The following is a 26990-nucleotide window of genomic DNA, read 5'->3' as shown; positions in this document are numbered from 1 at the left end:
TAGTTTATAAGGAGAGAGAAGAGAATGAAAAAAAGGATACTAGCTTTTGGAATGATGGGAATGGTGTTTCTAAGTGGCTGTTCCTTGCTTGGAGAGGTAAATGATTCTTTAGAGTATGCGAATGCGACGACAGAATATATGAATACAGCACAAGATTTTGCGAATGAAGTACCAGAACTAGCGAACAATGCAGTCACAAGTGAAGAAGCGAGACAACAGCTAGAAGAAGAACTTACTCTTATGAAGGAAGAAATAAATGAGTTTAATAATATCGAAGCTCCTGCTGTTGCAGAAGATCTTCATGCTCAGATTGTCAGCACCAATGAAAAGCTAGAAGAAGGGATTGACCTATATTTAACAAATATTGAAAATGGTCAGCTGGATCCCGCTATACTAGAGAACTCGGAAATTTTAAAAACAGTAAATGAAGTTTCGAGTTTGATGGAGCAAATTGAGAAATTAACAAATTGATTGTAGGATGTATGATTTGTTTTTTTCAATAAGTTTGAACTCATTCAATAAGAAATATGACGAGGTTATCAGGTATAATCATTACCTGATGCCTTTTTTTTATATTCTCTCTCCTTCTTTAATGAAGTATGGTACATTTTTTATATCGATTTACAAAAACAGGAGCACAACATGAAGAAAATAACGAAGTTCATGAAAAAACCATGGTTTCTCGGTATTCTAGTATTCGCCATGGCTATAGTGGTTATTTGGAATATACCTATTGAGAAAAGAAAATATGGGTTTTCACAAAGCGGTTTGGCTACGGACTATACAGGTCTGCTGCCTGAACGAATTGAAAAAGTTGTGAATGTCCACAATCGAAACGAACTACAAAGAATTGTTCAAGAAGCTAATAAAAAGGGCAAGCATATTTCTATCGCTGGATTACAGCATTCCCAAGGTGGACATACATATTACAAGGACGGAATTGTACTTGATATGCGAAGGTTCAATCGTATATTAGAGGTCAATGAGCAAGCTAAAACAGTTCGAGTAGAAAGTGGAGCTAGTTGGGAAGATGTTCAGGAAGCTGTCACTCCGTACGGCCTAGCGTTGCAAGTTACACAATCCCAATCAATCTTTACGATTGGAGGTTCCTTATCTGTTAATGCTCATGGGAGAGATATTCGCTTTGGTCCAATGGCTGAAACAGTTCGTGAAATGACGGTATTAACTCCAACAGGAGAAATAAAGCATTTAACACGTGATGATTCAGAAGAATGGATGACGTACATATTAGGGGGCTATGGCTTATTCGGAGTCATTTTAGATGTGACTTTAAATCTTACGGAAAATGAAGTATACACCATTCACACAGAAGAAATAGAGACAGGAAAGTATGAGTCGTATCTTCATAGAGTGCTAGAAAATCAAAATATTGCGATGCACTATGCAAGAATAAGTGTAGCACCGGGTACATTTTTAGATGAAATGTATGTGATTGATTATAACAGAACAAGAAAACAGGCTAAGATAACGTCGCTCAAAGAAGAAGAAGGAGTTCGAGTCAGTAAGTTTGCTCTTGATTTAGGAAGAAAAGGGGGGAAGCTTGAGGATCTATTTTGGGAATCGCAAAGGCTGTACATCAATTCAATCGATGGTAAAACGATTACACGTAATAATGCTATGCGTTCAGAATCTACATTTATGGAATTTACTACGCCTGGCAGAGTAGAGGTTTTACAAGAGTTTTTTATTCCAGTTGATTCATATGAAGAGTATATGAAAAGCCTGAAAGACCTGCTTCCCCATAATGATCAAGATGAAGATTTTAAAGTGCATAATATTACAGTACGATATGCAGCAAAAGACCATATGACAAGTCTCCCTTATGCAAAGGAAGATATGCTAGGTCTTGTCGTATTGATTCAGCATGGATTAAAAGAGAAAGAGATTGCTCACGCTAAAACGATGATTCAGAAGTGGACGGATGTAACATTACAATATGGCGGCACCTATTATTTGCCTTATTATCCTTACCAAACAAAGGAACAGTTTAAAGAATCTTATCCAAATTGGAAAAACTTCAAGGAACAAAAGGCAGAAAGAGATCCAAATGGAGTGTTTGTAAATTTGTTCTATGATCATTACATGAAGTAAGAAGGCGAAAACATGCAGAATAAAATTGAACGGTATATTCCTCTTATTGTCACAGTTGGACAAGTTGTAATTTTTCCATATTATATTGTTTGGTTGAAAGAAGTGTCTTTTAGTTATACCTTATTTGCTTGGTTATTTGCCACATTCTCTTTTGCGGCTGCATGGGGGTATCGTTTCTTTCAATCCAGAGGAGAGAAACCACGTTCTTTTATCACATCTGTTTATGTAGCGATGGGAGTAGTGTATATAGTCGTTGGATATTGGAAGCTTCTAATTGAATATCTCCCTTATGTGGCTCTTATGACACAAATTGTATTAGGTTTTTTACAAGGGTATTTTCGAGCATGGCATACTAAACAACGATCGTATCATGTACATGCTATCAATCACTACTTAATAGTTGGCGTCATTATGATTGCACTTTCATTTATGAAAGTAGTTTCTCCTAGCATATTTCTGACTGTGTTCGGGATAATTTTATGCATGTGTGGAATATGGGAAGTGGTGAGGAGAAAGAAATTCAGAAATAGTTGTTAACAAACAGAGACTAAACTTTTTATGGTTTAGTCTTTGTTTTTTGGTTAATAAGACGTTAGTGAAGCTATTGATTTAGGTATATTTCCTTTTTTAAGAATAATATGAATCCTTTATTATAAAAAAGAAGAAAGTTGTAGCTAAGGGTAAAAATGTTATTTAAAAAAGAAATATGAGGGGCATTGATTTTGAAAATATATGAAGCCGACACGTTGGTTCATTCTGTTGAAGAACGTGCCAAGCAATATAAAGCATTAAAAGATCAATTTCAGCAATTAAAAATAGAGTTTGCTAGAATTGTAGATAATGGGAATTTTCTCGGCAACGGAGCAGAAGCTATCAAAGGATTTTATAAAGCACAAATCGATGTAGTTGATGTATGGATTTTGCTTATTAATCAACAAGTGGCTTTTTTCGAAGGCATTCAAGGAATGGAAGAAGATGTTCAACTATCAGGAGACACCGTTGTAAAAGTACCTTTCCTAGAAGAAAATCTGTCTCAGTCGAATCAGTTAGCGAAAGAAATGGTCACCCAGCAGCAAGAAGATCTCCAGCAAATCTTTAACGACATTGAAGAAAGAAAGGAGAAGAAATATGAAAATAATACAGGACACTGTAGTAAGGCCGTTGCCTTCAGAGGAATTAATAAAAAATCACGAAAAGTTTTGGAGACTTTCATTACCAGAGTCTTTCTTAGAATTTATAAAAGAAAATAATGGTGTAAAGGTTGAGGAAGCAACATTTGAGTGTAACAACCGCGGTTATGCAATAGAAAGGTTTTTGTGTATATTAGATGATATTGAGAATCATCCAAAAGGAATTTATGACATAGATGTTGTATTTTCACAAATAGGTGAAAGGTTAACTGATAACGAAGACTTATTAGGGGCAGAGGTATTGCCAATAGCTAGTGTATTTGCGGGTGACTTTGTATGCTTAGATTTTAGAACAGATAAAAATAATCCATCTGTTTGTATATGGTCTCATGAAGAATCCGGTGAGTTTGAGCCTGTTATATATAATGTGGCAGATAACTTTACTGAATTTTTAAAGATACTTGAATAGAAACAAAGAGAGTACAAGTTGAAAATATATGAAATAAAATGTGATATTAATAATGGATAAATTTTATAGTATGGAAGAAAGCACCTGATTGCCTTTTTGAACTGCACCCCAATTGTTAGACATTTTTAGGGGTCACTTCATTACAGGCAACAAGTGCTTTTTACGTTTTAGCATAAACAAATTGAAAAAATGTGATGATTTAATTAATGATATTAATCAAAGCGATCATCGTCATCATCATAGAAATCATCATCGATTTCGGCTTTAACTAATTTAAAGCTGCTATTCAATTTAAGCTCCACTGGAACCCCTTTTAGACTGCCGCGGTAGCCATCACGATCTAATACATATCCACTTGTCTTTTGGAATGTTTTCTTTTTTCCTTTAAAATTGACAGTCATTTTCTGTTTGCTATCGGAGATAATGGTAGCTGAATACTCAATGTTTCGTTCTGTTTCGATTTCGCGGGCAGTTTTGTTTGATACTTCTATCTCAACGAGTACGCCTTTTTTTAATCGAATCGAATCATCATCAATTTTTGTGTTTTTATTAATTTTGTATGTGGCAGTTCCTCCGAAAGGAAAGGATACTTTAATGCTAGTTTTCTTATAGGAAACAACCTTCCCTTGGACTTCACGAGTGTTAGAAGATACTTGTTGAATTTGTACCTCATCGTTTGTTGTGCTTTCATTTGCGATGGATTCGATTGCTTTGTGAACGTTGGCTTGGTTTTCATTTACTTTAACTAAATTGCCTGTTTCATCCACGGATTGAACATTGGCGAAGAAGTCTTGTGAAGATGCTGGTTGTTCCTTGGCTGATTCCACTCCCGCTACTCCTCCGGCTACGCCCACTCCAGCCATTAGAGCTGTTCCAATGAGGATTTTCTTCCATTTATTTTTCATGATTAACTCTCCTTTTTCTATTTGATGGTTCTATCATAGACAAGAATTATTAAGTGAATATGAGATAATTATTAGAATTTGATGAGAAGTAGTCAGTGCGGGTTGAAGCTAGCGGTAGTACGGTGCTTTATGATGTCTAAGCAGAGCGGAGGGAATTTAAAACAACATGTCATCATATCAATCTCGACATGTATAGTGGAATTAGGCATATATTGGAGTAGGTGCCAACCCTCGAGGAAAATAAGCACACTGGGAGGTACAATATGGACGTTTTTGTAAGGAGGGGTGACTCCTTATGGTATTACAGTCAATTGTTCAAGATACCAATTCGTCTTATTCAAGACTCCAATGTAATGCAAGCTAATATGCTTTCGATTGGTCAACGAGTGAAGATTCCAGGTTTTACTACGGTAAATTATCGGATAAAGCAAGGTGATTCTTTATGGAGTATTGCAACGAACCGAAATCTTTCATTAGATGCCCTATACCTTGTGAACCCGTCTATTAATCCGAACGCGTTGAGCATCGGTCAAACCATTAAGGTTCCGCTGCGTATTACCTGGAGGCTTGTGCGAGGAGAGCAAAACTATTCTTATGAAACATTGAGGGATGATATAAGGAGATTATCGAGCGTTTACCCGTTTATTCAAACATCCTCCATTGGGAATTCGGTACTTGGTAGAAATATCTCTGAAGTTTTAATCGGAAAAGGCAATAAGCGAGTGCATTATAATGGGGCGTTTCATGCCAATGAATGGATCACAACACCGGTTATTATGACTTTTCTTAATGATTATTTGTTGGCGTTAACGAATATGAATACGATCCGTGGTGTACAGATGCTACCTTTATATCAGCAATCTACATTATCGATTGTTCCGATGGTCAACCCTGATGGAGTAAACCTCGTTTTACAAGGTCCACCGTCTACTGAGCCTTATAGAAGCAATGTTATACAATGGAATGGAGGGAGTATGGATTTTTCAGGATGGAAAGCGAATATTCGAGGTGTTGATTTAAATGACCAATTTCCGGCCAAATGGGAATTGGAAAAGGCGCGTAATCCTGATAAGCCAGGGCCGAGAGATTATTCTGGTGAAGGACCACTTACAGAGCCAGAAGCTGTTGCGATGGCGGATTTGACCAGGAGAAGAGATTTTAGCAGAGCATTAGCGTTTCATACTCAAGGTCGAGTGATTTACTGGGGATTTCAAAATTTAGAGCCTCCTGAATCGGAAGTGATGGTAAATGAGTTTAGTCGGGTGAGCGGGTATGAACCTGTTCAAACAATCGAAAGTTATGCTGGATATAAAGATTGGTTTATCCAGGATTGGAGAAGACCGGGGTTTACAGTGGAATTAGGACAGGGAACGAATCCACTTCCATTATCACAGTTTCAAGAAATCTATCAAGAATCACTCGGAATATTTTTAGCAGGGCTGTATATGTGATTTACCTGCAATGCAGAAAGAGGGCTGTCTAATAAGTCCCTCAAAACCCAAGTCGAGAAAAATAATTCGTTTTTCTCGACTTGGGTTTTTATTTCCTATTTTTTTGAAAGTAGCTGGTAAGCTCATCTAAATGGATGAGCTTTTCTAATGATTAACAATGATTCCAGCAATATAATTGCTGGAATTAATGTCGGAATTTTTAAAGTATTGACTCATATTAGGTTTATTCATATAATATTTTATATAACATTTACATGTTAGGAGATATGACAAATCATGTTGATTTTGGATGGGTTGTATAATACTGTTATTCTTGAAGTTTCATCAGATGAATTAATTTCGATATTAAAAGAGATTAAGAATAAAAAAGAAATAGACATTGATTTGCTTAAATATAAAATCCATATATTTGAGAAGAAGAAAAGAATCGAGGAAGCTTATTATCAATCTTTATCTACATTTCGAAAGCTCTTTACTGGACGTCCGCCTGGTCATCATCAAGCGGTGGAATACTTAGTAAATGTAAAAGAACGATTTAATGAGATTGAAAAGATTAAGCAGAAAATTAGAGCATTAAATAGTATTCTTTCCTTATTGGAAGCAGAACCAAATAGACGGGAAATAGTCTTATCGCCTAGTTTGATAGAGGAACTAAGGGAGTGGCAAGAAACGGAGGACAACTAGAGATGACACTGGAAACCTTGAGTTCAGGCTTAGACACAATTTGGGTAGTGTTAACAGCAGCGATGATTTTATTGATGGAGGGGGGATTTGCTCTATTAGAGGCAGGCTTTGTTCGATCCAAGAATAGCGTGAATATTATTATGAAAGTGTTCGCTGATATTACGATTGGTACACTTTGTTATTTTCTAATTGGTTTTGGCTTAATGCACGGGGCTGATTTTTTAGGAATTGTCGGAACGAGCGGCTTTTTATTAAAAGGAGATTTATCACATTTAGATTTGAATATTTCAATAGATGCATTTTGGCTATTTCAGGGAGCTTTTGTTATTGCGGTAATTTCTATTGTATCAGGAGCTGTTGCAGAAAGAATTAACTTCCGGGCCTACCTTTTATATGTCGTTCTCATGACGGCTTTTATTTATCCGATTGCTGGTCATTGGATTTGGGGGGGCGGTTGGTTAAGTGAGTTAGGAATGCAGGATTTTGCCGGATCTGCGGTCATCCATGCACTAGGTGGTTCTGCTGCATTGGCAGCAGCAATCCTAATTGGTCCGCGAAAAGGAAAATTCTCTGAGTTTGGTTCTAGTTCCGTTGCCTTACCTAGTAATCTACAATTAGTATCGGTCGGCGCATTTTTGTTATGGTTCGGATGGTTTGGTTTTAATGCTGGAAGTACATTACAGGCTACGGATGCACGTATTGGGCATATTGCTATCGTGACGATGCTTTCTGCTGCATCAGGAGGAGCTGTCACTCTTCTTTATACATTATTTCGTTATGGACGTTCAGATGCACCATCTGTTATTAACGGCTCTTTAGCCGGTTTGGTTGGAATAACAGCTGGATGTGCCTTTGTAAATGATTATGCAGCTATTATCATCGGTGCTGTTTCGGGGTTATTGATGATGGCTGCAACGAATTGGCTAGAAGCAAGAAGAATTGATGACCCTGTAGGTGCGTTTCCTGTACATGCAGTATCTGGGATTTGGGGTACGATAGCGGTAGGGCTATTTGCTACTGAAGGCGGACTTTTTACAGATGGTAGTTGGCACTTGTTAGGGGTTCAAATTCTAGGGCTAACAGCGTTGTGTACTTGGGGATTTTTATTAACATGGATTGCTTTTAAAACTATTAATATTTGGATTCCAATTCGCTCTACAGATGAAGAGGAAGAGATAGGGTTGGATATTAGTTACCATGGTATACGCGCGACACATGCAGATAATGAATTTATTCGAATAGAAGATTATTCTTATCGAGGTGATGTAAAAGAGATGCGAGATGAGATGTATAAATGATACTTAAATGAGCCCCTAATGATTGATAGTTTGATATCTGTCAATCATTAGGGGGTTGTTTTTTTGTTAGAAATTTATTTTACATATAGGATAAGTAGGATATATACTTATCTGAAATAAACGATTATAATAAACAGGCAAGTTTTATTAGAAAAGCGATTGATGTAGCAGCGGCATTTTTTCGGAAAAGGATGTTGCTATATTCTTAAATATAGTAAACTGAATGAAAAGGTAAGGTTAACTATCAGATGGTTGATAGAGATGAGGTAGAACTATTTCTATGAAAAGTGCAAAACTGAAATCTATAATTGTATATTCTATCCTTTTATTATTATTATTCGTCATGCTTAATATGTTTACTTCGATATTAAGTATTAAAAAGTCAACTGAGAAATCCAACGCTAACCAAATGCTGGAAGTGGCAAAATCTATAGCCGATCATTTGAATGTAGATACATATAAGCGTTTTCTTGAAAATCCGGTAAAAAACCAGGAATATTCGGAAATCAAACATTATTTAGATGATGCCAGAAAGAAAACTGGAGCTTTGCATGTATATACACTTGAGATTGATAATCCTAAAGTGTCTAGAGCTATGATTGCAGCGATGCCTAATAACCTAGAGTTTCCGATTGGTGGAGTGTGCACGGTCCCGGAAAAGCAGGTTAGAATGGCTTATGAAGGACATACGTTTTATACGAGCATTTTAGAAGATTCCGAATATGGGGAGTATTTAACGGTTGGAGCCCCAATAAAGGATGACAAAGATAAAATTATTGGTTACTTAGCCATCGATATTAGTGCGGATGAAATCAATAATATTAGCGAGAAAGTTATAAAAAGCAGTGTGTCAATCTTCGTTTTTAATGGATTGTTTGTCGTTATACTGCTTATCGCGTTTTTAATTATGCATCGATGGTATCGAAATGAATTAAAAACAAAAGTAGGAGATACGGAGGAGACATATCATTGGGAATTTCAATCCTTACTTGCTTCTGTACGTTCTTTACGGCATGATTTTTCCAATCATGTTCAAGTGATCCATGGCCTTCTTAAATTAGGAGAATTTGAAAAGGCATTAGATTATATAAGTGCTCTTTCTAAAGAGATTCATTCGATTACTTCTATGAATCTAAATGTGAATAATCCTGGATTATCTGTGCTTTTGGAAGTGAAGAGACTAGCTGCTCAAAATTATAATATCGAGACGGAATTTGAGATAGCAAATGACTCATTTGATAGGATTAAAACAACGGATTTAATTAAATTGTTATCCAATGTGATTGATAATGCGATTGAAGCAACAAGTGAGCTTCCTGAGAATGAACGATTTATGCAGGTTGAGTGTAAAGTATGTGACTCTAAATATGTATTTGAAGTAAGTAATACAGGACCGATGATTACGGACAAAAATCGAGAGAAGATTTTTAAAAGTGGTTTTTCGACGAAAAAGGTACAAGAGGGAAAAGTAAGAGGGCAAGGATTATTTATCGTGAAAGAATTAGTAACAGAATATCGTGGGGATATTTCCATTCAGTCTAATATAAATGAAACAACTGTTACACTTAGAATTCCGATTCCTAAAAGTGGTGAGTCGAATTAAAGGTAGAGTATCGTATAGCATAGGGAAAAAGCACCTCGCAATGAGAAAGTTTTGATTGTGTCAAAATTCTTTCATTGTGAGGTGCTTTTTTGATAAGGCTCTGTTATAGGACGTTGTTGAGCGAAACCTTTCGTAAAAAAGAAAAATTTTTGAAACCTTTTTTTTTCATCTCCGTATATAGTTATGAAGGTGCAAGGCAGCATGAATTTTTCAATGAAATAGGTTAATTAATTGGAAAATAGAGGATTGGGAAAGTGTTTTTGGAAGTGGAATTTTATAAGTACTTTTCGTTGCAGGCCTATGAATTGGATGTTATGATTGTTCCGAGTTCACGCTAGCGTGAATGGTTGCGCATCCTAAATATGTAAGGAGTTGAGTGGCTAGTGAGTATTAATCTACAAAAAGGTCAACGGATTGATTTAACTAAAGGAAATGCTAGTTTAAATCAAATTATGGTAGGTTTAGGCTGGGACCCTGTGAATCAATCTTCTCCTAAAGGTGGAGGTCTGTTTGGCGGGCTTTTTGGAGGCGGTGCAAAAACAGCGAATATCGATTGTGACGCGTCTGTTATTTTGCTGCAAAATGACCGAATCGTAAATAAAGGAGATTTGATTTATTTTGGGAATAAAACAAGCAGCTGCGGCTCTGTTCGCCATTCTGGAGATAATCTTACAGGTGATGGAAGCGGAGATGATGAAGTTATTATGGTTGACTTAAAATCTGTTCCAGACTGCTATAATAAGCTTGTTTTTGTCGTGAATATTTATGATTGTGAAGGAAGAAAACAAGATTTTGGCATGATTCAAAACGCTTTTATTCGCATTGTTAACCCACAAACGAAACAGGAATTAACTCGCTTTAACTTAACGGATAACTACGGCGGGTTAACGACTTTAGTGACGGGTGAAATTTATCGCCATAATGGTGAATGGAAGTTTAATGCGATTGGTGATGGAACAAAAGATCGTAATCTGTCAGAAGTTGTTGCTCGATATACTTAATTACATAAATTTATCACAGCTTAAGGGTAGAATAAAATTGTCTTTCAATATTATTAACATTTAGGAGGTCATTTAATATGGCAGTAGTTTCTTTACAAAAAGGTCAAAAAGTTGATTTAACAAAATCAAACCCTGGTATCTCTAAAGTTCTAGTTGGTTTAGGGTGGGATACAAATAAATATGATGGTGGACAAGATTTCGATTTAGATACTTCTATCTTCTTATTGGATGCAACTGGTAAAGTGAAGGGCCCAGAAGATTTTGTATTCTATAATAATACAGCAGGCGGGAATGGATCCGTTGTTCATACTGGGGATAACTTAACTGGAGCAGGTGAAGGTGACGATGAACAAGTGAAGGTCGCGATTAAAGATGTTCCAGCTCATATCGAGAAAATTGCTTTTACTGTTACGATTCATGATGCAGAAGCTCGTAATCAAAACTTCGGTATGGTATCAAATGCGTTCATTCGTATTGTAAATGAAGATACTAATGAAGAACTTATTCGCTATGATCTTGGAGAAGACTTCAGCATTGAAACAGCTATCGTTGTCGGAGAATTATACCGTCATAACGGCGAGTGGAAATTCAATGCAATCGGCTCAGGCTACCAAGGCGGTTTAGCTTCTCTATGTAATGATTTTGGATTACAAGTAGGGTAATGAATAGAGGAACAATGAGCATCGTACTCATTGTTCCTTAGTTATGATTTTTCAAAACTATATTATCAGGATAGGGGAGTATAAATCATGGCTATTCAGTTAAGTAAAGGCCAGCGAATTGATTTAACAAAAAATGATCCAACATTACAAAATATTGTGATTGGCTTAGGCTGGGATGTTAAACAGTTTGATGGAGGTCAAGCATACGATCTTGATGCTTCGGCTTTTCTATTAAATGCAGCAGGAAAGTGCCGCAATGAATATGACTTTATTTTCTACAACAATTTACAAAGCCCGGATGGTTCTGTCATTCATACAGGTGATAATAGAACAGGTGAAGGCGATGGAGACGACGAGCAGCTGAAGATTGATTTGGCGAAAGTACCGAATGATGTAGAGAAAGTAGCGATTGCGGTTACGATTCATGAGGCGGAGGTTCGTTCGCAAAACTTTGGGCAAGTGTCTAATGCATTTGTTAGACTTGTGAATGAAGACACAAACGAGGAAGTGCTTCGTTTTGATTTAGGAGAAGATTTTAGTATTGAAACAGCTGTTGTGTTTTGTGAGATTTATAGAAATAAAGGTGAGTGGAAGTTCAATGCTGTTGGCGCTGGCTACCAAGGCGGACTGCAAGCCTTAGTAAATGCTTATGGATTAGATGCATAAGTATTCTTATTTATATAGGGAGTAATCCCATTTCATTTTTTACGGAGGTTATTTCCTTTGGACATTATTAATCAGATTTTAAGCACGTATGCTTTGTTTTTTGATTGGGGAATGTGGGCAGATGTTTTAACTGATCCTGTTGCATGGGGATTAATTGGGACATTGATTATTATGGAAGGGTTACTTTCTGCTGATAATGCCCTTGTACTAGCGGTTATGGTTAGGCATCTTCCTGAAAAACAAAGAAAAAAAGCGTTGATGTATGGATTACTTGGTGCGTATGTCTTCAGATTCTTATTCATCGGTATTGGCGTATATCTTGTTAAGTTTTGGTTCATTAAAGTATTAGGTGCTGCATATTTAGGCTGGATTTGTTATAGTCACTTCCGCAAAAAAGGAAATGACGATGGTGAGGCAAAAGAGTTTAATAAAAATAGTTGGTTAGTTCGTACGTTCGGCGTATTTTGGGCAACTGTTATTATGGTAGAAATGATGGATATTGCTTTCTCGGCAGATTCCATTCTAGCTGCATTTGCTATTTCGGATCAAGTATGGGTTCTTCTTCTCGGTGGAATGATTGGTATTTTATTAATGCGTACAGTCGCTAGATTCTTCTTACTATTAATTGATAAAATTCCTGAGCTGGAGAACACAGCATTCATTTTGATTGGAATTATTGCTGCTAAAATGTTGGCAAGCGTGTTTGGCTTCCATTTGCCGCATGAAGCGTTTTTTGCCATTATTGTTCTAGCATTTGCTATTACGATTATCATTCATAAAAAAAATGCTGGAGTCATAAAAGAAGAAACGGCTGTTTCAAAAGAAGAATAAAGGAAAACTTCCATTAATGGGGAATTACTGCCTGTTAAGTATGGAATCAATATTTCTAGATGGCTACTGTTTCAGCAGTAGCCATCCTTTTATATAGGAAGGAAGTAGATTTCGTTGTGAAACATTTTGAGGTTGAATCGGCCAAAAGAAAAATAGAAATCTTCTATAAAGAACCAGAGCCCTTTACTAAATATACAGAACGGGAAACGTTAGCCTATGCGCTAGGTGCTACTTTGTATATGCCAGCTCTTAGAGAGAGTATTGCAGATGAGCTAGTGACAAAGAAATATAGAGAGCTTACTTCTGTCGTCATTGATTTAGAAGATGCTATTGGTGATAGTCGACTAGAGGAAGCAGAACAAATGCTTATTCAGCATATTTCAAATATTAACCAAGCTGTGGAAGAACAAAAAGTATTAGTAGAAGAGTTGCCTCTTATTTTTATTCGAGTAAGAAGCCCGCAGCAAATGAACAGAGTTACGCAACAATTAGGACGGCTTCAGCGTGTATTGACTGGATATGTATTTCCAAAGTTTTCGTATAAAGCAGGGAAAGACTATTTAGAGATTTTAAAGAATAATAATTCAGAAGATATGGTTTTATATGGTATGCCAGTGTTAGAGACATCAGATATTGTGTATAAAGAAACAAGAATCGAAACTCTAAGCAAGATTAAAGAGCTATTAGAAGCTTATCAAGCTTATATATTAAATATCCGAATTGGAGCCACGGATTTTTGTGGATTATACGGTATTAGAAGGAAGGTAAATACAAGTATTTATGATGTTCTAGTCATTCGCGATTGTTTAACAGATATTATGAATCTATTTAATCGAAGTGGCAGTGGATTCGTGCTTTCAGGCCCAGTGTGGGAATTCTTTTCTAATAATCAAAGCAGTAATCCGTATCTAGATGGCTTAATGAATGAAGTGATGCTGGATCAGTTAAATGGTTTTGTTGGTAAAACGGTCATTCATCCGACACATATTAAGCCAGTTCATTCATTATATGTTGTTAGTCATGAGGATTATCTTGATGCAACTAGCGTACTAGGTTATAACGATGGTCAAGTAGGAGTCATGAAGAGTGAGTATGCTAATAAAATGAATGAAATGAAACCGCACCTTTCTTGGGCGAAACGAATTTTATTACAAGCGAAAGTATTTGGTGTATATAACAAAGGCCAAACATTTACACATTTAATGGCAGAAGAAAAACAATTTAATGAAGGAGCAAAGAAATGGTAGAAACGATCGCTTCTAAAGAAATATATCATATTATGGATGGTTTAACTGTTGAAGTGAATGTGTTGCAAAATCCATATCAATTTGAATTATCTCAATTGTTTCAAATGGCAACGCGGATTAATAAACGGAGAAGCTTTCTATTTGTTAGCAAAGTATTAGGTAAACATTTAGCGGTGGATCCTAATATTCCGTTAGTGGTAGGGAAGTTGCTTGCCATGCGCTATGTAGAACTTGTGCATGGGGTGAAGGATCCGCGCATGCCATCAGTTGTTCATGCGCTGCAGACCAAAAGCCGTCTTTCAGAAGTACTAGCAGATATTGAACATCGGCCTATTTTGTTAGATCAACCGCTTACTGTGATGGGATTTGCTGAAACTGCAACAGCCTTAGGCCATGCGGTATTTAGCGCATTTGGAGAACAGGCAAAGTATATTCATACGACAAGAGAGCAGATTCAAGAATTGACGTCTGTTATTAATTTTGAGGAAGAACATTCACATGCAACGAGCCATAGGGTGTATGCCTTGGATTCAGCCTTTTTTGATGATGATAGTGAAGTCGTACTCGTTGATGATGAAATTACGACAGGAAAAACAGCCATTAACATTATTCGAACAATGAAAGAGCAGTATCCTCAGAAAACACGATTTACTGTTGTGTCTATTTTAGATTGGAGATCACAGGAGCATCGAGAAAGATATGAGCAATTAGAAGAAGAGTTGAATATTACGATTCATACCGTTGCTTTATTGGATGGGATGATTACGGTCTCTAGAGAACCGGTTTTAAGTAAAGAGAATCAGTCCATTTATTCTTCATATCTTGAATCAACCACTTCCTTCCTCCCTTCTGATAACGATGTAAAAACGAGTGAGATAAAAGGAATAACATCGATTTCCACTGATGGAACAGTTAATCGTTCCCCTTATTTATTAGCGACAGGAAGATTTGGATTGACGAGAGCAGAGGAATCTCTCTATTCAAACGAGTTAAAAGCCGTTGCAGAATATGTGAAAAAACAGCGAAAAGGGAGCCGCACGTTAGTCATTGGTACGGGAGAATTTATGTATGTTCCTATGAAAATAGCTGCTCAGTTAGGGGAAGGTGTATTTTTTCAATCTACAACCCGCAGTCCGATCTATCAGAGGGATATAGAATCATATACCATTCAGCAGAAATTCACATTTGATAGTCCAGAAAATACAGGAACAACAAATTTTCTATACAATATTAAACCAAATCAATATGATGAGCTCATCATTTTAGTCGAACGCATGCATTCCGAAGACGATATACGAAGCTTGGTAGAAGAGCTTAAACGAATGAATATTACTACGATTACAGTGGTGATGATGACAGACATCTGCTCGTAATTGCTTAAGGAGGGGAGCGAATGGTACAAGCGGGAGTTCGACCGGATCGAATAGGGAGTTATAGTGTAGACGATGTTGTTTTTTTATTGCGAGATATTAGCAAGTATCAGTTAGAGATAAAAACAGAAGAACGGGAGGCGCTTATTCAATCTGGCACCCATTATTCTGAAATGCTGCCAATGGAGTACCAGCCGGATGAGCAGTATATTTCCTTATTCCATCGTACATTGAATCACTATTCGAAACGGATCGCGATAGCCATTGGAGTTGTAGCGGAACAAATTAAAGAAAAACGTGGATTGAACAATTTAGTTTTAGTCAGTTTAGCACGAGCAGGGACACCTATTGGCGTATTAGTGAAACGTTATTTCAAAGCTATCCATCGAGTAGAGATTCCTCATTACTCGATTTCGATTATTAGAGGCAGAGGGATTGATGAGACAGCGATTGATTATATATTTGCTCATCATGCAGCAGCTGATATTCAATTTATAGATGGCTGGACGGGAAAAGGAGCCATTACAAAAGAATTGAAGGGTGCATGTCAGAAGTATAATGCTGCACATTCGAATCAATTGAATGCTAGTCTTGCTGTGCTGGCTGATCCTGGGTATTGTGTCGATATATATGGAACAAGAGAGGACTTCTTAATACCCTCTGCTTGTTTAAATTCTACTGTATCAGGACTTGTCAGCCGAACAGTATGGAATGAATCGTTTATGGAAAAAGGAGATTTTCATGGAGCGAAGTTTTATCGAGAACTGAAAGAAGTTGATGTTTCCAATTTATATGTAGATTGTATTGCTGCGGAATTTGCTCATGCAATAGAAGGTATTCAACAAAGGTTAGTAGAATTAGCGAATGAAGACCAAACACCATCTTGGAAAGGTGCTCAGTCTGTGGAACGTATTCAAGAAATATTCTCTATCAAGAATTCGAATTTCGTAAAGCCGGGGGTAGGAGAAACGACAAGGGTGCTGCTTCGGAGAGTGCCTTGGAAAATTCTTATCAACCCTTATTATTCGAATGATTTAACGCATATTTTATTGTTAGCCAAAGATAAAAATGTTCAGGTAGAAGAATTTGCAGACATGTCATATTCTTGCTGTGGCATTATTAAGGAATTATAAGGAGATATTAGATGATACTGTTTACTTCTGATTTAGATCGAACATTAATCTATTCTGAAAGAATGATGACTGAGTATCCTATAGAAAGCGAAACGGCTTGTGTAGAAATGATGGATGAGCGTTCTATTACTTTTATGTCTTATCAATCCATTAAACTATTGAGCACATTTCATGAGAATCATTTGTTTGTTCCGGTTACAACAAGAGCCTTGCATCTGTATAAAAGAATTTATCTTTTTCAGAACGACATTAAGCCCCCGTTTGCAGTAACAAGTAATGGTGGTACAATCCTTATAGACGGAGTCGTTGATCAAGATTGGCATCAAGAGCTCTATGCAAGAATTGTGAGGACTTCTTTGCCAAAGGAAGATATGCTGCAAGCTTTTGCTGCCATTAGGCATGAATCATGGGTGTTGCGAGAGTCGTATGTTGACGACCTTTTCTATGTATTTCAGATTGTTAAAGAAGCAGTTCCGTACGATGAGCTAGCGGCTTTTGAAGTAGAATTAAAGAAGATAGGCTGGAGAACATTTTTACATGGAAGAAAGTTATACATCCTTCCTCAACAAGTAGATAAGGCCTTTGCTGTTCAAAGAGTAAAAGAGTATATCGATGATTATGAGGTACATGTTGCGGCAGGCGATTCTTTCATGGATTATTTGATGATGAAAGAAGCCGATATTGGCTATAGTCCGTTACATGGAGAAATATTTGAGACGATGCCGAGCGCTCCGAAAGTAACGTGGTTAAACGGACGAGGGGTGGCTTTTACTGAGGAGCTGCTTATGAAGCTTCTGGAGAGTAAAACAACATTAATTAGGTGATAACAGATGGGGAAAATTAGTTTAGCAAAACCTGATTTAGATAAGCTGCCGATTATGAGCTCAGCGGATGCCTGTAAATTATGGGGAATAGATAGCTCCACGTTAAGAAAAAGGATAGATCAATTTCCTAAAGGGACCATTAAGAAAATGGGGAGAGATTGGATTGTAACGAAAGATGGTATGGCGTATGTATTTGGTACGTTAGAAGAAAGAAAATTAAAGAGAGAATAGTAAAGCATTTGGACTTATATGGATAGTAAATATTTATAGAAAAGTAGGTGACTCAAAAGAGAATGGGAGTCACCACTTCTTTTTTGTAGGACCTATGTTTAATAATTTATGTAGATAAAATGAAAATTTTCCATCAGTGGGGGCTTACTGCCCGTTAAGTGTGAGATAAAAAGCGATAGCGTCTTAATAACAAGCTTGTTGCATGAATGAAGTTTATTGTCGCTGTAGTATTTATAATGGAAGTGAAAACAGATGAGAATTAATAAGTATATTAGCGAGACGGGCTACTGTTCAAGGCGGGAAACAGATCGTTTGATTGAAGCGAAGAGAATTACCATTAATGGTGTGATTTGTGAATCCGGAGTGACGGTCAATCCTGGTGATGTTGTTTTTATTGATGGAAAAAGCATCCCTAAGAAAGCCGAACCAGTCTATATTGCTTTAAATAAACCAATTGGAATTACATGTACGGCAGCCAAACATGTAGAAGGCAACATCATGGATTTTGTAAATTACCCTTCACGTATCTTTCCGATTGGCAGATTAGATAAAGCATCTGAAGGGTTGATTTTATTAACCAATGATGGAGACATCGTTAATCGGATAATGCGTTCAGAGAATGGGCATGAGAAGGAATATGTAGTAACAGTAGATAAGCCAGTTACAGAAGAGTTTATTCAAGGTATGTCTAATGGAGTAGAGATTCTTAGAACAAAGACAAAGCCATGTCATGTTTTTCGGATAAATGATTATCAATTTCGGATTATTTTAACGCAAGGATTAAATCGACAAATTAGACGAATGAGTAAAGCACTTGGTTATAAAGTGGTTCGTCTTGAGCGAATTAGAATTATGAACATTCATGTAGAGGGCATAGAAGAAGGGGAATGGCGAGATCTGACCGATGAAGAATTATACACGCTTCTATCGCAGTTAAAGGAAAGTACCACTTAACTATGGAATAAAACAGCAGCAAAAGCGATTAAACTTTTGCTGCTAAATTAGTATTAGAATCCGTCTTGTGCACTAAATGGAATGTTCAAGCGGTTTTCAACGGCACGTAGACGTTGATTTAATCGGTTTAATCGGCGATTTTGACGCTCATCACTCTGGCTAAGACGAGTAACTTCACGATTAATACGTGTAATTTCTCGGTTCAAGCGAGTGATTTCTCGTGATTGCTGTTCATCTCTTCTTTCTAATTCCCGTAGTCTTCTTTCAAGACCTTGAGCTTGAGGTGGTTGGCGATCTATTTCATATTCAGATATATCTGGTTCAACTTGATCTAGTTCATACATTGTTGATTCCATGCGTTCTGTTTCATAAAGGTCTGGTTGTGGAATATTGGGTTGCGACGCATATGGGTGATTTGGATAAGACGTATACGATTCGACTTGATCTACTTCATACATCGTTGATTCTGTGCGTTCTGCTTCATAAAGGTCTGGTTGTGGGATATTCGGTTGCGGAGCGTATGGATAATTTGGATAAGACATATGCGGTGCAGGTTGATAAGGCGTATAATACTCAGGATAATAATTATATGGGTTCATATTGCAGCTCTCCTTTTGATATCTAGGTAAATTCCTTATACAGTATGCAGAGATGGGCAGAGTGATTGGGTAAACGTCTAAATGAGGAGGAAAAGCGAGAGAAAGAGCGTATTTAATTAAAATTTGCAGAAATGTAAAGAATCGTATATCGTTAAAATTGTAAAAAGAAGTGAAACTTCATATTGTTACATCCGTATAATAAATTAAGTATATATTTCAGTGATAAAAGTTTCACTTTACCCCACACTTAACGGCAGTAAGACCTCCACCTCCAAATTATGAGGTGGAGGTCAATTGCCCGTAAAGGTCCGATTGGTTCAACTAACCCTCAGTGGGGATAAACCCTCCCACCGAGGGAAGTTTCACTTTATATGTCAGGAGTGTCCTTATAATGAACAGATTTTTAGCTGTTTTCATTCAATTATTAATCGCACTGCCGGGTGCGTTTCTTGTGTGGCTTGCGAGTTTCTTTGCTTTTGATTTAACTTCTATGTTATCTACAGTCGCTGCAATAGCTGGAGGAGCTATTTTGTATGGAGCTACGTCTTTCTTTTTACAACAGCGATTTGTAAGAAAGCACGGTTTAACACGCAAAGAATATCAATATATAAGAAGAAATTTAACTGAGGCAAAAGAAAAAATATCTCGTATTAATAAAACGCTTTTAACTATTCGCCATATCTCTTCCTTGAAACAAAGAATTGAGCTTATGCGTTTACTAAAGAGAATATATAGCTTAACAAAACATGAACCGAAGCGATTTTATAAGGGGGAGCCGTTTTATTTTTCGCATTTAGACTCGATTGTTGAGTTATCAGAGAAATATGCGTTTTTATCACGGCAGCTTACTAAAAGTAAAGAATTAAATCGATCTTTAGTTGAAACACGTCAGACGCTTGATGAGTTGACAAAAACGGTGGAGCAAGATTTATATCAGATGCTTGCTGAAGATATTGAGGATTTGCATTTTGAATTAGACGTGGCCAAGCAATCGATTAATAGGAAGAAGGAATTAGAATTACCTGATGAAAGTAGGAGATCTAAATGAGTGAAAGTAATTTTCCTAAAAATGACAATCTACTAGATGACTTATTGGCGGACCCATTTGGAGAGCAGAAGGTCATTATGGAAAGTCCGGTAGAAGAATCCAAACCTGTTAGACTAATTGATGTAATTCCAGAAGAGAATAGGGCAAAAGCTTATCAGTTAGCTGAACAAATTAATCCAAAAGACCACCAGGCGATGATTTCATATGGAACACCCGCGCAAGCAAAACTGTTAACCTTTTCGCATTCCATGCTGGATCATGTTCAAAAGAAAGATATTGGCGAGGTTGGCGAAATTATCAGTGATTTAATGAAGAAACTTAATGAAGTGAGCCCTGATGAATTAAAGCCAGAGAAGCAATCGTTTTTCGGAAAATTATTTGGCAAGGTTTCAGGATCTGTTCAAGAGATGATGTCTAAGTATCAAAAGACCGGTGCACAAATTGATCGAATTAGCGTTAAGCTTGATCGAAGTAAAAATGTCTTATTATCGGATATTGCTATTTTAGAAAAATTATATGAAACGAATAAAGATTATTTTCATGCATTGAATGTATATATTGCTGCAGGTGAAATTAAGCTTGAAGAATTGTATAATAAGACCATTCCAGAGCTGAAACAATCGGCACAACTATCCAATGATCAAATGAAATTTCAAGAAGTCAATGATATGATTCAATTTGCGGATCGGCTTGATAAACGTTTGCATGATTTAAAATTAAGTCGAGAAATTACGATTCAAAGTGCGCCTCAAATTCGCTTAATTCAGAATACTAATCAGGCATTAGTAGAGAAAATTCAATCGTCTATTATGACCGCTATTCCGTTGTGGAAAAATCAAGTAGCTATTGCGCTCACTCTTGTTAGACAGCGCCATGCACTTGAAGCTCAGAAGCAAGTTTCCAAAACAACGAATGACTTGCTTTTGAAAAATGCAGAACTATTAAAAACAAATACGATTGAAACGGCAAGAGAAAATGAAAGAGGTCTTGTTGATATTGAAACATTAAAGAAAACGCAGGCAAGTTTAATTTCTACGTTGGAAGAAACGCTGAAAATTCAGGAGGAAGGCCGTATGAAGCGTCGTCAAGCAGAGCACGAACTAGCTTCTATGGAAACCGAGTTAAAGCAAAAGCTGTTAGAGATTAGAGGCGAATAGATTGTTTGTATGGTGAAAGCTTAGTCACGACTAGGCTTTTTTTTGTGTCTGATTGGGAAGAAAAATTATCTGTAAAATAGTTCTTAGGAACGTGAAAATCCTAGCTTTTTCTAGTATAGTAATAATAGAGGGAGTGAGGGTATGTATTTAACAGTGAAAGAAACAGCAGAGTATATATCATTATCAGAATCACATATTAAAAGCTTAATTTTACAAAATAAAATACGGGCTGTTCATGACGGTGAACAGTATTTAATTTATAAAGACCAATTTAACACACATTTTGAACAATTGGAGACCTATAAAAAACAGGTTGCCGAGTATTTAAATGAACCTATTCCAGAGGATATTGATGTGAAGGATGAAGATTAGTATTTGTTGTAAAGCGGATATTTCTATACATTCTTAATATAGGGGATTTTTTTGATAACATTTGGAGCATTATTTAGGCTCTAGAATAGTTATGAAGTGCGACCACTAAAAGAAGAAGTAGAGATAGTTTTTCTAAATATTGTATAAAGGCTATCAGTAGTACAGTTGTCTTAATCTGTGTAAGATATATAGAGTAGGGATGAATATGCCAAAATGAAGTTAGGGGATAGGTTAGTGGTCAAAGAATATTTACAAAGTAAAGGTTTTTCAAGACTGATTGCATTAGTCGTTGTTGTTATATTTTTAATGAGTATTGGAAGTATGCTTAACTTATTATTGTTTACTTTTATTTTTACATTTCTTATGGGCAGATTAGAGAGATTTATAACGACCCAACTAAATAAAGTCATTCGGATTAACTCTAAAGTAGTCATTGTATTTTTATATTCTATTGTACTGTCTTCGTTAGGCATTGTGTTATATAAATATTTACCGATCATTACGATGCAATTAACAGAATTAGTGAAGCAAATTGTGTTTTTCTTCCAAAATCCACCTGATAGTCGCATCATTAAGTATATTATTTCATACATGAATGATGTAGAAACACCGCTTGATTTTCAAAAGCAAGTGAACTTTGTTTATTTATATGTTGCAGACCTTGGGAAGTTAACTCTCCAAATATTCCTTTCCATCTTATTGAGCCTGTTCTTCTTATTAGAAAAGGATAAAATTATTCGTTTTACCTCTAAATTTAAACGAGGAAAATTCAGTAGCTTCTTTTTAAATATCGAGCATTTTGGTAGAAAGTTTGTGAATTCATTCGGAAAAGTAATTGAAGTTCAATTTTTAATTGCAATAACAAACGCGGTCCTTTCTATCACTTTCCTGTGGATAATGGGTTTCCCTCAGTTAATAGGACTCGGTGTTATGATTTTCTTTTTAGGATTAATTCCGGTAGCAGGTGTAATTATTTCACTTATTCCACTTAGTATGATTGCCTATAGTATAGGCGGGATCTCAATGGTTATTGCTGTATTAATCATGGTTGCTGTCATCCATGCTTTAGAAAGTTATATTTTAAATCCGAAGTTTATGTCTGCTAAGACGAATTTACCAACATTTTTTACTTTTATCGTACTTATCTTTTCGGAACACTTCCTTGGTATTTGGGGATTAATTATCGGGATTCCAATCTTTATCTTCGTATTAGATATGTTGGATATTCATGAGGATAATCCTAAAGCAACTCGTTAAATAAAAACAGCAATCTCTAATTAAAGGGATTGTTGTTTTTATGTTTAGTTGGATAATATAGAACGAACCCTCTTCTGAAATCAGAAGAGGGTTCTGGGAACAAGTAAGGGGTAATTTATTTAATGTATGAAGCACCGAGAAGCGATTCAGGGCTTTGTCCAAGCACCAACATGCTTATTTTGGCATATCCAATTGTTTCATAGTCAACGAAAGTTTTTTGTAAAATATGGATATCTGGATCATCTTTTAATTTTTGTATTTCTTCTTTATATAGACTAATGACAGAGGGCATTACAAATTCAGGGGTAAATTCGCTTGCGTCCTCGTCCATAATCAAACAGCCCATATATTGATACTTAAATTGAAAAGCGCGTGTTAAGCCAACGATATGGAGTAATTTCTTAAATAACTCGGGGTAAGAATTTTTAATTTTCTCCAGGGCCTCTTCGGTTGTTTGCAACTCATCTACACTTGATAAAGTGACCATAATATCTCCTTTCGTACTATGAAAAAATAGGTTCCAATTTCACAATGCTTATATTCATAAACAGTCTACTCCTGCTTCTATAGAAAGTAAAATGGTTATAATTCATTATAACTATAGCTTTTATCTATGGTTCAGGTTTGATGAATAGTCCATTCATAGATTTGAAAGGAAGATTAATCTGTATCTAGCTTTGGCTCGATTAATACTTGTTTTGCAAAGCGCAGCCATTCTTTAGCTGCAAAGGATAGATGACGATTTTTACTCCAAATGACTCCTAGCTTCCACTTTATAGATGGGTTAATGACTTTTACAGAACAAACGTCATTTTGTAAGTGACTGCATAGACTTTCGGGTAATAGTGTAATACCTAGTTTGCAGGCTACCATCTCCTCAAGAAAGTCCCAACGTGAACTCTCTGACATAACACGAGGGGTAAAGCCAGCTGCCTCACAGGAGGAGACGACAAGGTCACGCAGTATGAATTCCTTATTAAAAAGAATAAAGTCCTCTTGAGCCAGAGCTCCTAAATCAACTTCTTCAGTTTGAGCTAGTGGATGTTCCGGATGGAGGATTAATCGAATATCTTCTTCTAAAAATGCAAAAGAGTGAAAAAGCTCAGTATTAGTAGGGAAAGCAATTACACCGATATCAAGTAAATCATTTTCTACAGCCTCTTGTATTTTCTTCGAACCATCTTCTATTAATTGGAGTGTAATATTTGGATACTCCTCATGAAAGCGGCCGATAATTTTTGGGAAAAAGGAAGCATCGATAATTGGGGGTAATCCTAGTCGAATATGTCCTTTTTTCAAGCCCGATAGATATTCCATTTCTGTTTCTAAATTGCTAAATGCCTTATCGATTAATTTTGCTTGTTCGAGTACGACTCGTCCGGCATCGGTAAGTGTTAATTGCTTACGTGAGCGATCAAAAAGTTCTACACCTAATTCGGTTTCAAGGTTTTTAATCATTTTGCTAATCGTAGGCTGAGTAATGTATAAATGTTCGGCGGCTTTAGTAAAGCTATTGAAGTGTGTTACTTGAATAAAGTACTGTAAATGTTTGATATCCAATGCCGTCACCTGCTTTTCTTTAGGTCAATCATTTCTTATTGTACACATATCGTCATAGGAATGTAAATTTTTGAGTTGTAGAAAAGAGGGGGACTTCTAAATTGGGGGCATGTTAGAAAATGAATTTGGATTTATATAGATATCTTTATGATTTACGAAAGGTTTAAGGTTTTTTGTACTATGTTAAATTTCCTAGATAATCTGGTAGATTTCTTTAAATATTGAAGGGAGCAACCGATAAATACTATAAATAAGGTGCTAGTATAGAGGGTAGAAGCGGGGGAATAAGGTGAATAAGTTATTTAAAATTAGTTGGCATGCTTTTTTTGATGAAAATACGTTTTTAGAAGGGCGCAGCCTAGTAGAGGCAGAAACGGATTATGAAGCAGCTAATAAGTTAATTTTTGAGAAAGCACATGAGTATCGTTTAAGGAAAATATGGATTAGGATTGATTCTTTAGTCGAATTAATTAGTTAAAGCTCAAAGCTTTCCAAGTAACGCAACTTGGAAAGTTTTTTGTTTCGCATAAGTAACTTAAAATTTATTTCCCATAAAGGTACTTCGAAAAATTATCCACAAAAGAAATAAAGGGATACAAATGAACGGTAGAGTTTATCCACAATATCCACGAAGTTATCCATAATTTCCATAATTATGATGTTGGTAAAATGGAAATTACAGCTCATTATTTATCTATATTTTCAGAATATATCCACAATACTAACAGTTCTGTGGATAAACCTGTGTGTAAAAGTGAAGAGCTCTATTCTTTAATATTTCCCAGTTTTTGTCCTTTAACAAAGGCAAAACGTAATGATCTGAGGAGAATGATTGTTCAGCTAAACGGAGAGGCTGCCCCGGAAGCCCTTTTTTATGACTTTTGGGACAGCCCCATATTGATTCTATGCAAGCCTTTTATATATTATTTATTTCTTTTGGCGCGTTGATCAGCTGCATTTGCTCGTGCTTGTGCCTCTAAATCATCTGCATCTGCTAATTCTGCTGAGTATTCCACATCAATTCCATCACTTTGTAAGTTTTTCTCAAATTGTGATGGTCCTTGGTTGTTTTTATTCCGTTTAATAGGTTTATGGTTTTGTCCCATTGAAGTACCTCCTATCAGGATGATTAGATGTTAACGACGACCTCTCTTATCCGTGAATCCGCCTGCACGATCTGCGCTTTTAAATTCACGTGAGTATAGTACGGCTTGTGTACTAGTTAAATTTGTTTTTAATTTTTCATGTTTTTTATTGGCCATTTAATCATCTCCTATTTTGGTAATATTTATATTTTTTCCTTAAATGAACTAAACATACATCAGGAATTTTTTTCTTTTAACTTTATCCCGCACTTAATGGGCAGTAAGAACTTCACCTCAACCTTATAAGGAACCAAAGAAGGTAGGTGGGGGATGAAGGAAAACCCCCGCTAATGGAAGTTTCACTTTATTATGTTAAAAGGTCAGTTAAGGCTTGTTTTAAAGTTGGGTAAGAAAATGAAAAATGGTGATGCAATAGTTTAGTTGGTTGTACACGTTGTCCTTCTAAAACAAGCATGCTCATTTCACCTAAAGCCAGTTTAAGTGCGAATGACGGTATAGGAAGCCAATGTGGACGATGGGTGATAGAACTAATCATTTGCCCGAATGGTTTCATTTGAGTTGGTTCTGGAGAGGTAAAATTGACGGGACCAGAGATTTTAGGTTGGTCGATGCAAAAAAGAATTCCACGAATGACATCTTGGATATGAATCCATGAGAGCCATTGAGTTCCGCGTCCTATTGTGCCGCCAGCCATTAGCTTGTACGGTAATACCATCGTTGGCAGTGCCCCGCCTTGTTGATCGAGAATTAAACCGAATCGAGCTAGGACAACTCGATTGCTGTATATCTTAGAGCGAAGTGCTTCGTGTTCCCATAGCTTAACCGTTTGTGCTAGAAAGTCCTCCCCAATAGATTCTGTTGTTTCAGAGAAGGTTAATTGATCAGACACTCCATATACACCAATTGCACTCGCGTTAATAACAACAGAAGGTTTATGTGTGCAGGCGGCCAGAATCCGATTCATTTCTTTTGTGGCAGTCAGTCGGCTTTCCGTAATTTTCTGCTTACGCTTGGCTGTCCAACGTCCGCTGTTTAAAGATTCGCCAGCTAAATTAATAACTACATCCAGATTGTTCAATGCATTTTCGGGGCGAGCTCCCTCATAAAGCCAGCCAATATAGTGAACCCGACTTTGATTGTGATATTTTTCAGGATGCCTAGTAAGGATAAACACAGTGTGATGTGCTTTTATTAATTCGTCCACAAGGGCAGTTCCAACAAATCCTGTTCCACCTGCAATGGCAATATTCACGGCAAACACTTCCTTTTAAGAGGATTTGAGCTAACCTTATCATGGAATAGGAGTCTTTTGAAAGCGAA

Annotated in this window: 31 protein-coding genes; 24 read left to right on the top strand and 7 right to left on the bottom strand. The window is 36.5% G+C overall.

From position 1 onward, the window contains the following. Positions 1-24: 24 nt before the first annotated feature. The 5 genes from D1953_RS19720 (at position 25) to D1953_RS19700 (ending at position 3711) form a co-directional block, all read left to right on the top strand. Positions 25-471, top strand: coding sequence for a DUF6376 family protein (locus tag D1953_RS19720; RefSeq protein ID WP_119118860.1), 447 nt, complete (start codon positions 25-27; stop codon positions 469-471). Between the two features lie 171 nt (positions 472-642). Beyond that, on the top strand, positions 643-2112 hold the full coding sequence (locus D1953_RS19715) for an FAD-binding oxidoreductase (RefSeq protein WP_119118859.1): 1470 nt from the start codon (positions 643-645) through the stop codon (positions 2110-2112). A 12-nt stretch (positions 2113-2124) separates the two neighbouring features. After that, positions 2125-2649 carry a hypothetical protein gene (locus D1953_RS19710; RefSeq protein ID WP_119118858.1) on the top strand — a complete coding sequence of 175 codons (525 nt, stop codon included), beginning with the start codon at positions 2125-2127 and terminating at the stop codon, positions 2647-2649. A gap of 185 nt (positions 2650-2834) precedes the next feature. Next, positions 2835-3362 carry a T7SS effector LXG polymorphic toxin gene (locus tag D1953_RS21855; RefSeq protein ID WP_245980278.1) on the top strand — a complete coding sequence of 176 codons (528 nt, stop codon included), beginning with the start codon at positions 2835-2837 and terminating at the stop codon, positions 3360-3362. Then, entirely contained in the window at positions 3247-3711 is a 465-nt protein-coding gene (locus tag D1953_RS19700) for an SMI1/KNR4 family protein (protein WP_245980279.1), read from the top strand. The genes D1953_RS21855 and D1953_RS19700 overlap by 116 nt, the downstream gene beginning before the upstream one ends. A 212-nt stretch (positions 3712-3923) precedes the next feature. On the opposite strand, the gene D1953_RS19695 is transcribed toward D1953_RS19700, so the two are convergent. Further along, the gene (locus tag D1953_RS19695; protein WP_119118855.1) at positions 3924-4616 is read right to left on the bottom strand and encodes a hypothetical protein; all 693 of its coding nucleotides are present in this window, start codon (positions 4614-4616) and stop codon (positions 3924-3926) included. 263 nt (positions 4617-4879) lie between these two features. On the opposite strand from D1953_RS19695, the gene D1953_RS19690 reads away from it, so the two are divergent. From D1953_RS19690 to rluF, 14 genes are all read left to right on the top strand, one after another. Then, positions 4880-6067, top strand: a complete 1188-nt coding sequence (locus tag D1953_RS19690) for a M14 family metallopeptidase (RefSeq protein WP_119118854.1) — start codon at positions 4880-4882, stop codon at positions 6065-6067. A gap of 276 nt (positions 6068-6343) precedes the next feature. Further along, complete coding sequence (locus D1953_RS19685) at positions 6344-6751, top strand: hypothetical protein (protein ID WP_119118853.1); 408 nt, start codon at positions 6344-6346, stop codon at positions 6749-6751. A 2-nt stretch (positions 6752-6753) separates the two neighbouring features. After that, entirely contained in the window at positions 6754-8049 is a 1296-nt protein-coding gene (locus tag D1953_RS19680) for an ammonium transporter (RefSeq protein WP_119118852.1), read from the top strand. Positions 8050-8329: 280 nt separating this feature from the next. After that, positions 8330-9652, top strand: coding sequence for an ATP-binding protein (locus D1953_RS19675; RefSeq protein WP_119118851.1), 1323 nt, complete (start codon positions 8330-8332; stop codon positions 9650-9652). A 383-nt stretch (positions 9653-10035) separates the two neighbouring features. Continuing rightward, positions 10036-10653 (top strand): TerD family protein, encoded by a 618-nt coding sequence (locus tag D1953_RS19670; RefSeq protein WP_119118850.1) that lies wholly within the window; start codon positions 10036-10038, stop codon positions 10651-10653. 77 nt (positions 10654-10730) lie between these two features. Continuing rightward, on the top strand, positions 10731-11315 hold the full coding sequence (locus tag D1953_RS19665) for a TerD family protein (protein WP_119118849.1): 585 nt from the start codon (positions 10731-10733) through the stop codon (positions 11313-11315). 87 nt (positions 11316-11402) lie between these two features. After that, positions 11403-11981, top strand: a complete 579-nt coding sequence (locus D1953_RS19660) for a TerD family protein (protein WP_119118848.1) — start codon at positions 11403-11405, stop codon at positions 11979-11981. A 57-nt stretch (positions 11982-12038) separates the two neighbouring features. Beyond that, positions 12039-12812 carry a TerC family protein gene (locus D1953_RS19655; protein WP_119118847.1) on the top strand — a complete coding sequence of 258 codons (774 nt, stop codon included), beginning with the start codon at positions 12039-12041 and terminating at the stop codon, positions 12810-12812. Positions 12813-12871: 59 nt separating this feature from the next. Then, on the top strand, positions 12872-14059 hold the full coding sequence (locus D1953_RS19650) for an HpcH/HpaI aldolase/citrate lyase family protein (protein ID WP_119118846.1): 1188 nt from the start codon (positions 12872-12874) through the stop codon (positions 14057-14059). Beyond that, positions 14053-15432, top strand: a complete 1380-nt coding sequence (locus D1953_RS19645; RefSeq protein WP_119118845.1) for a phosphoribosyltransferase family protein — start codon at positions 14053-14055, stop codon at positions 15430-15432. Before D1953_RS19650 ends, D1953_RS19645 begins: the two co-directional genes overlap by 7 nt. A gap of 20 nt (positions 15433-15452) precedes the next feature. Continuing rightward, positions 15453-16562: a cysteine protease StiP family protein gene (locus tag D1953_RS19640; RefSeq protein ID WP_119118844.1), complete on the top strand. Its 1110-nt coding sequence runs from the start codon at positions 15453-15455 to the stop codon at positions 16560-16562. Positions 16563-16573: 11 nt separating this feature from the next. Further along, positions 16574-17386 (top strand): HAD family hydrolase, encoded by an 813-nt coding sequence (locus D1953_RS19635; protein ID WP_119118843.1) that lies wholly within the window; start codon positions 16574-16576, stop codon positions 17384-17386. A gap of 6 nt (positions 17387-17392) precedes the next feature. Further along, the gene (locus D1953_RS19630; RefSeq protein ID WP_119118842.1) at positions 17393-17617 is read left to right on the top strand and encodes a helix-turn-helix domain-containing protein; all 225 of its coding nucleotides are present in this window, start codon (positions 17393-17395) and stop codon (positions 17615-17617) included. Positions 17618-17869: 252 nt separating this feature from the next. Next, the gene (rluF, locus tag D1953_RS19625) at positions 17870-18571 is read left to right on the top strand and encodes a 23S rRNA pseudouridine(2604) synthase RluF (protein ID WP_119118841.1); all 702 of its coding nucleotides are present in this window, start codon (positions 17870-17872) and stop codon (positions 18569-18571) included. 53 nt (positions 18572-18624) lie between these two features. On the opposite strand, the gene D1953_RS21475 is transcribed toward rluF, so the two are convergent. Continuing rightward, positions 18625-18927 carry a hypothetical protein gene (locus D1953_RS21475; RefSeq protein WP_425454294.1) on the bottom strand — a complete coding sequence of 101 codons (303 nt, stop codon included), beginning with the start codon at positions 18925-18927 and terminating at the stop codon, positions 18625-18627. A 634-nt stretch (positions 18928-19561) separates the two neighbouring features. On the opposite strand from D1953_RS21475, the gene D1953_RS19615 reads away from it, so the two are divergent. The 4 genes from D1953_RS19615 to D1953_RS19600 all read left to right on the top strand — a co-directional run bounded on the left by D1953_RS19615 (position 19562) and on the right by D1953_RS19600 (position 23004). Beyond that, positions 19562-20218, top strand: coding sequence for a 5-bromo-4-chloroindolyl phosphate hydrolysis family protein (locus D1953_RS19615; RefSeq protein WP_119118839.1), 657 nt, complete (start codon positions 19562-19564; stop codon positions 20216-20218). Next, positions 20215-21375 (top strand): toxic anion resistance protein, encoded by a 1161-nt coding sequence (locus tag D1953_RS19610; protein WP_119118838.1) that lies wholly within the window; start codon positions 20215-20217, stop codon positions 21373-21375. Before D1953_RS19615 ends, D1953_RS19610 begins: the two co-directional genes overlap by 4 nt. Positions 21376-21516: 141 nt before the next feature. Continuing rightward, a complete protein-coding gene (locus D1953_RS19605; RefSeq protein ID WP_119118837.1) occupies positions 21517-21747 on the top strand; it encodes an excisionase family DNA-binding protein in 231 nt (76 codons plus the stop codon). A 213-nt stretch (positions 21748-21960) separates the two neighbouring features. Next, the gene (locus D1953_RS19600; protein ID WP_119118836.1) at positions 21961-23004 is read left to right on the top strand and encodes an AI-2E family transporter; all 1044 of its coding nucleotides are present in this window, start codon (positions 21961-21963) and stop codon (positions 23002-23004) included. A gap of 115 nt (positions 23005-23119) precedes the next feature. Here D1953_RS19600 and D1953_RS19595 read toward each other — a convergent pair whose 3' ends face one another. Both D1953_RS19595 and cidR read right to left on the bottom strand, forming a co-directional pair. Then, complete coding sequence (locus D1953_RS19595) at positions 23120-23491, bottom strand: hypothetical protein (RefSeq protein WP_119118835.1); 372 nt, start codon at positions 23489-23491, stop codon at positions 23120-23122. Between the two features lie 173 nt (positions 23492-23664). Further along, positions 23665-24564, bottom strand: coding sequence for a cidABC operon transcriptional activator CidR (gene cidR, locus D1953_RS19590; protein ID WP_119118834.1), 900 nt, complete (start codon positions 24562-24564; stop codon positions 23665-23667). A 289-nt stretch (positions 24565-24853) separates the two neighbouring features. On the opposite strand from cidR, the gene D1953_RS19585 reads away from it, so the two are divergent. Beyond that, entirely contained in the window at positions 24854-25042 is a 189-nt protein-coding gene (locus D1953_RS19585; RefSeq protein WP_119118833.1) for a hypothetical protein, read from the top strand. A gap of 445 nt (positions 25043-25487) precedes the next feature. Here the strand turns inward: D1953_RS19585 and D1953_RS19580 are convergent, their stop codons facing one another. The 3 genes from D1953_RS19580 to D1953_RS19570 form a co-directional block, all read right to left on the bottom strand. Next, the gene (locus D1953_RS19580; protein WP_119118832.1) at positions 25488-25670 is read right to left on the bottom strand and encodes a YfhD family protein; all 183 of its coding nucleotides are present in this window, start codon (positions 25668-25670) and stop codon (positions 25488-25490) included. Between the two features lie 30 nt (positions 25671-25700). Beyond that, the gene (locus D1953_RS19575) at positions 25701-25826 is read right to left on the bottom strand and encodes a YfhE family protein (protein WP_119118831.1); all 126 of its coding nucleotides are present in this window, start codon (positions 25824-25826) and stop codon (positions 25701-25703) included. Positions 25827-26016: 190 nt separating this feature from the next. Then, positions 26017-26922 carry a TIGR01777 family oxidoreductase gene (locus D1953_RS19570; RefSeq protein ID WP_119118830.1) on the bottom strand — a complete coding sequence of 302 codons (906 nt, stop codon included), beginning with the start codon at positions 26920-26922 and terminating at the stop codon, positions 26017-26019. Positions 26923-26990 lie beyond the last annotated feature (68 nt).

The organism is Peribacillus asahii (assembly GCF_003570725.1).
Taxonomy (GTDB): Bacteria; Bacillota; Bacilli; order Bacillales; family DSM-1321; genus Peribacillus; species Peribacillus asahii.
Note: the sequence above shows the minus strand (reverse complement) of the source record. Positions and strands in the feature narration are given on the sequence as shown.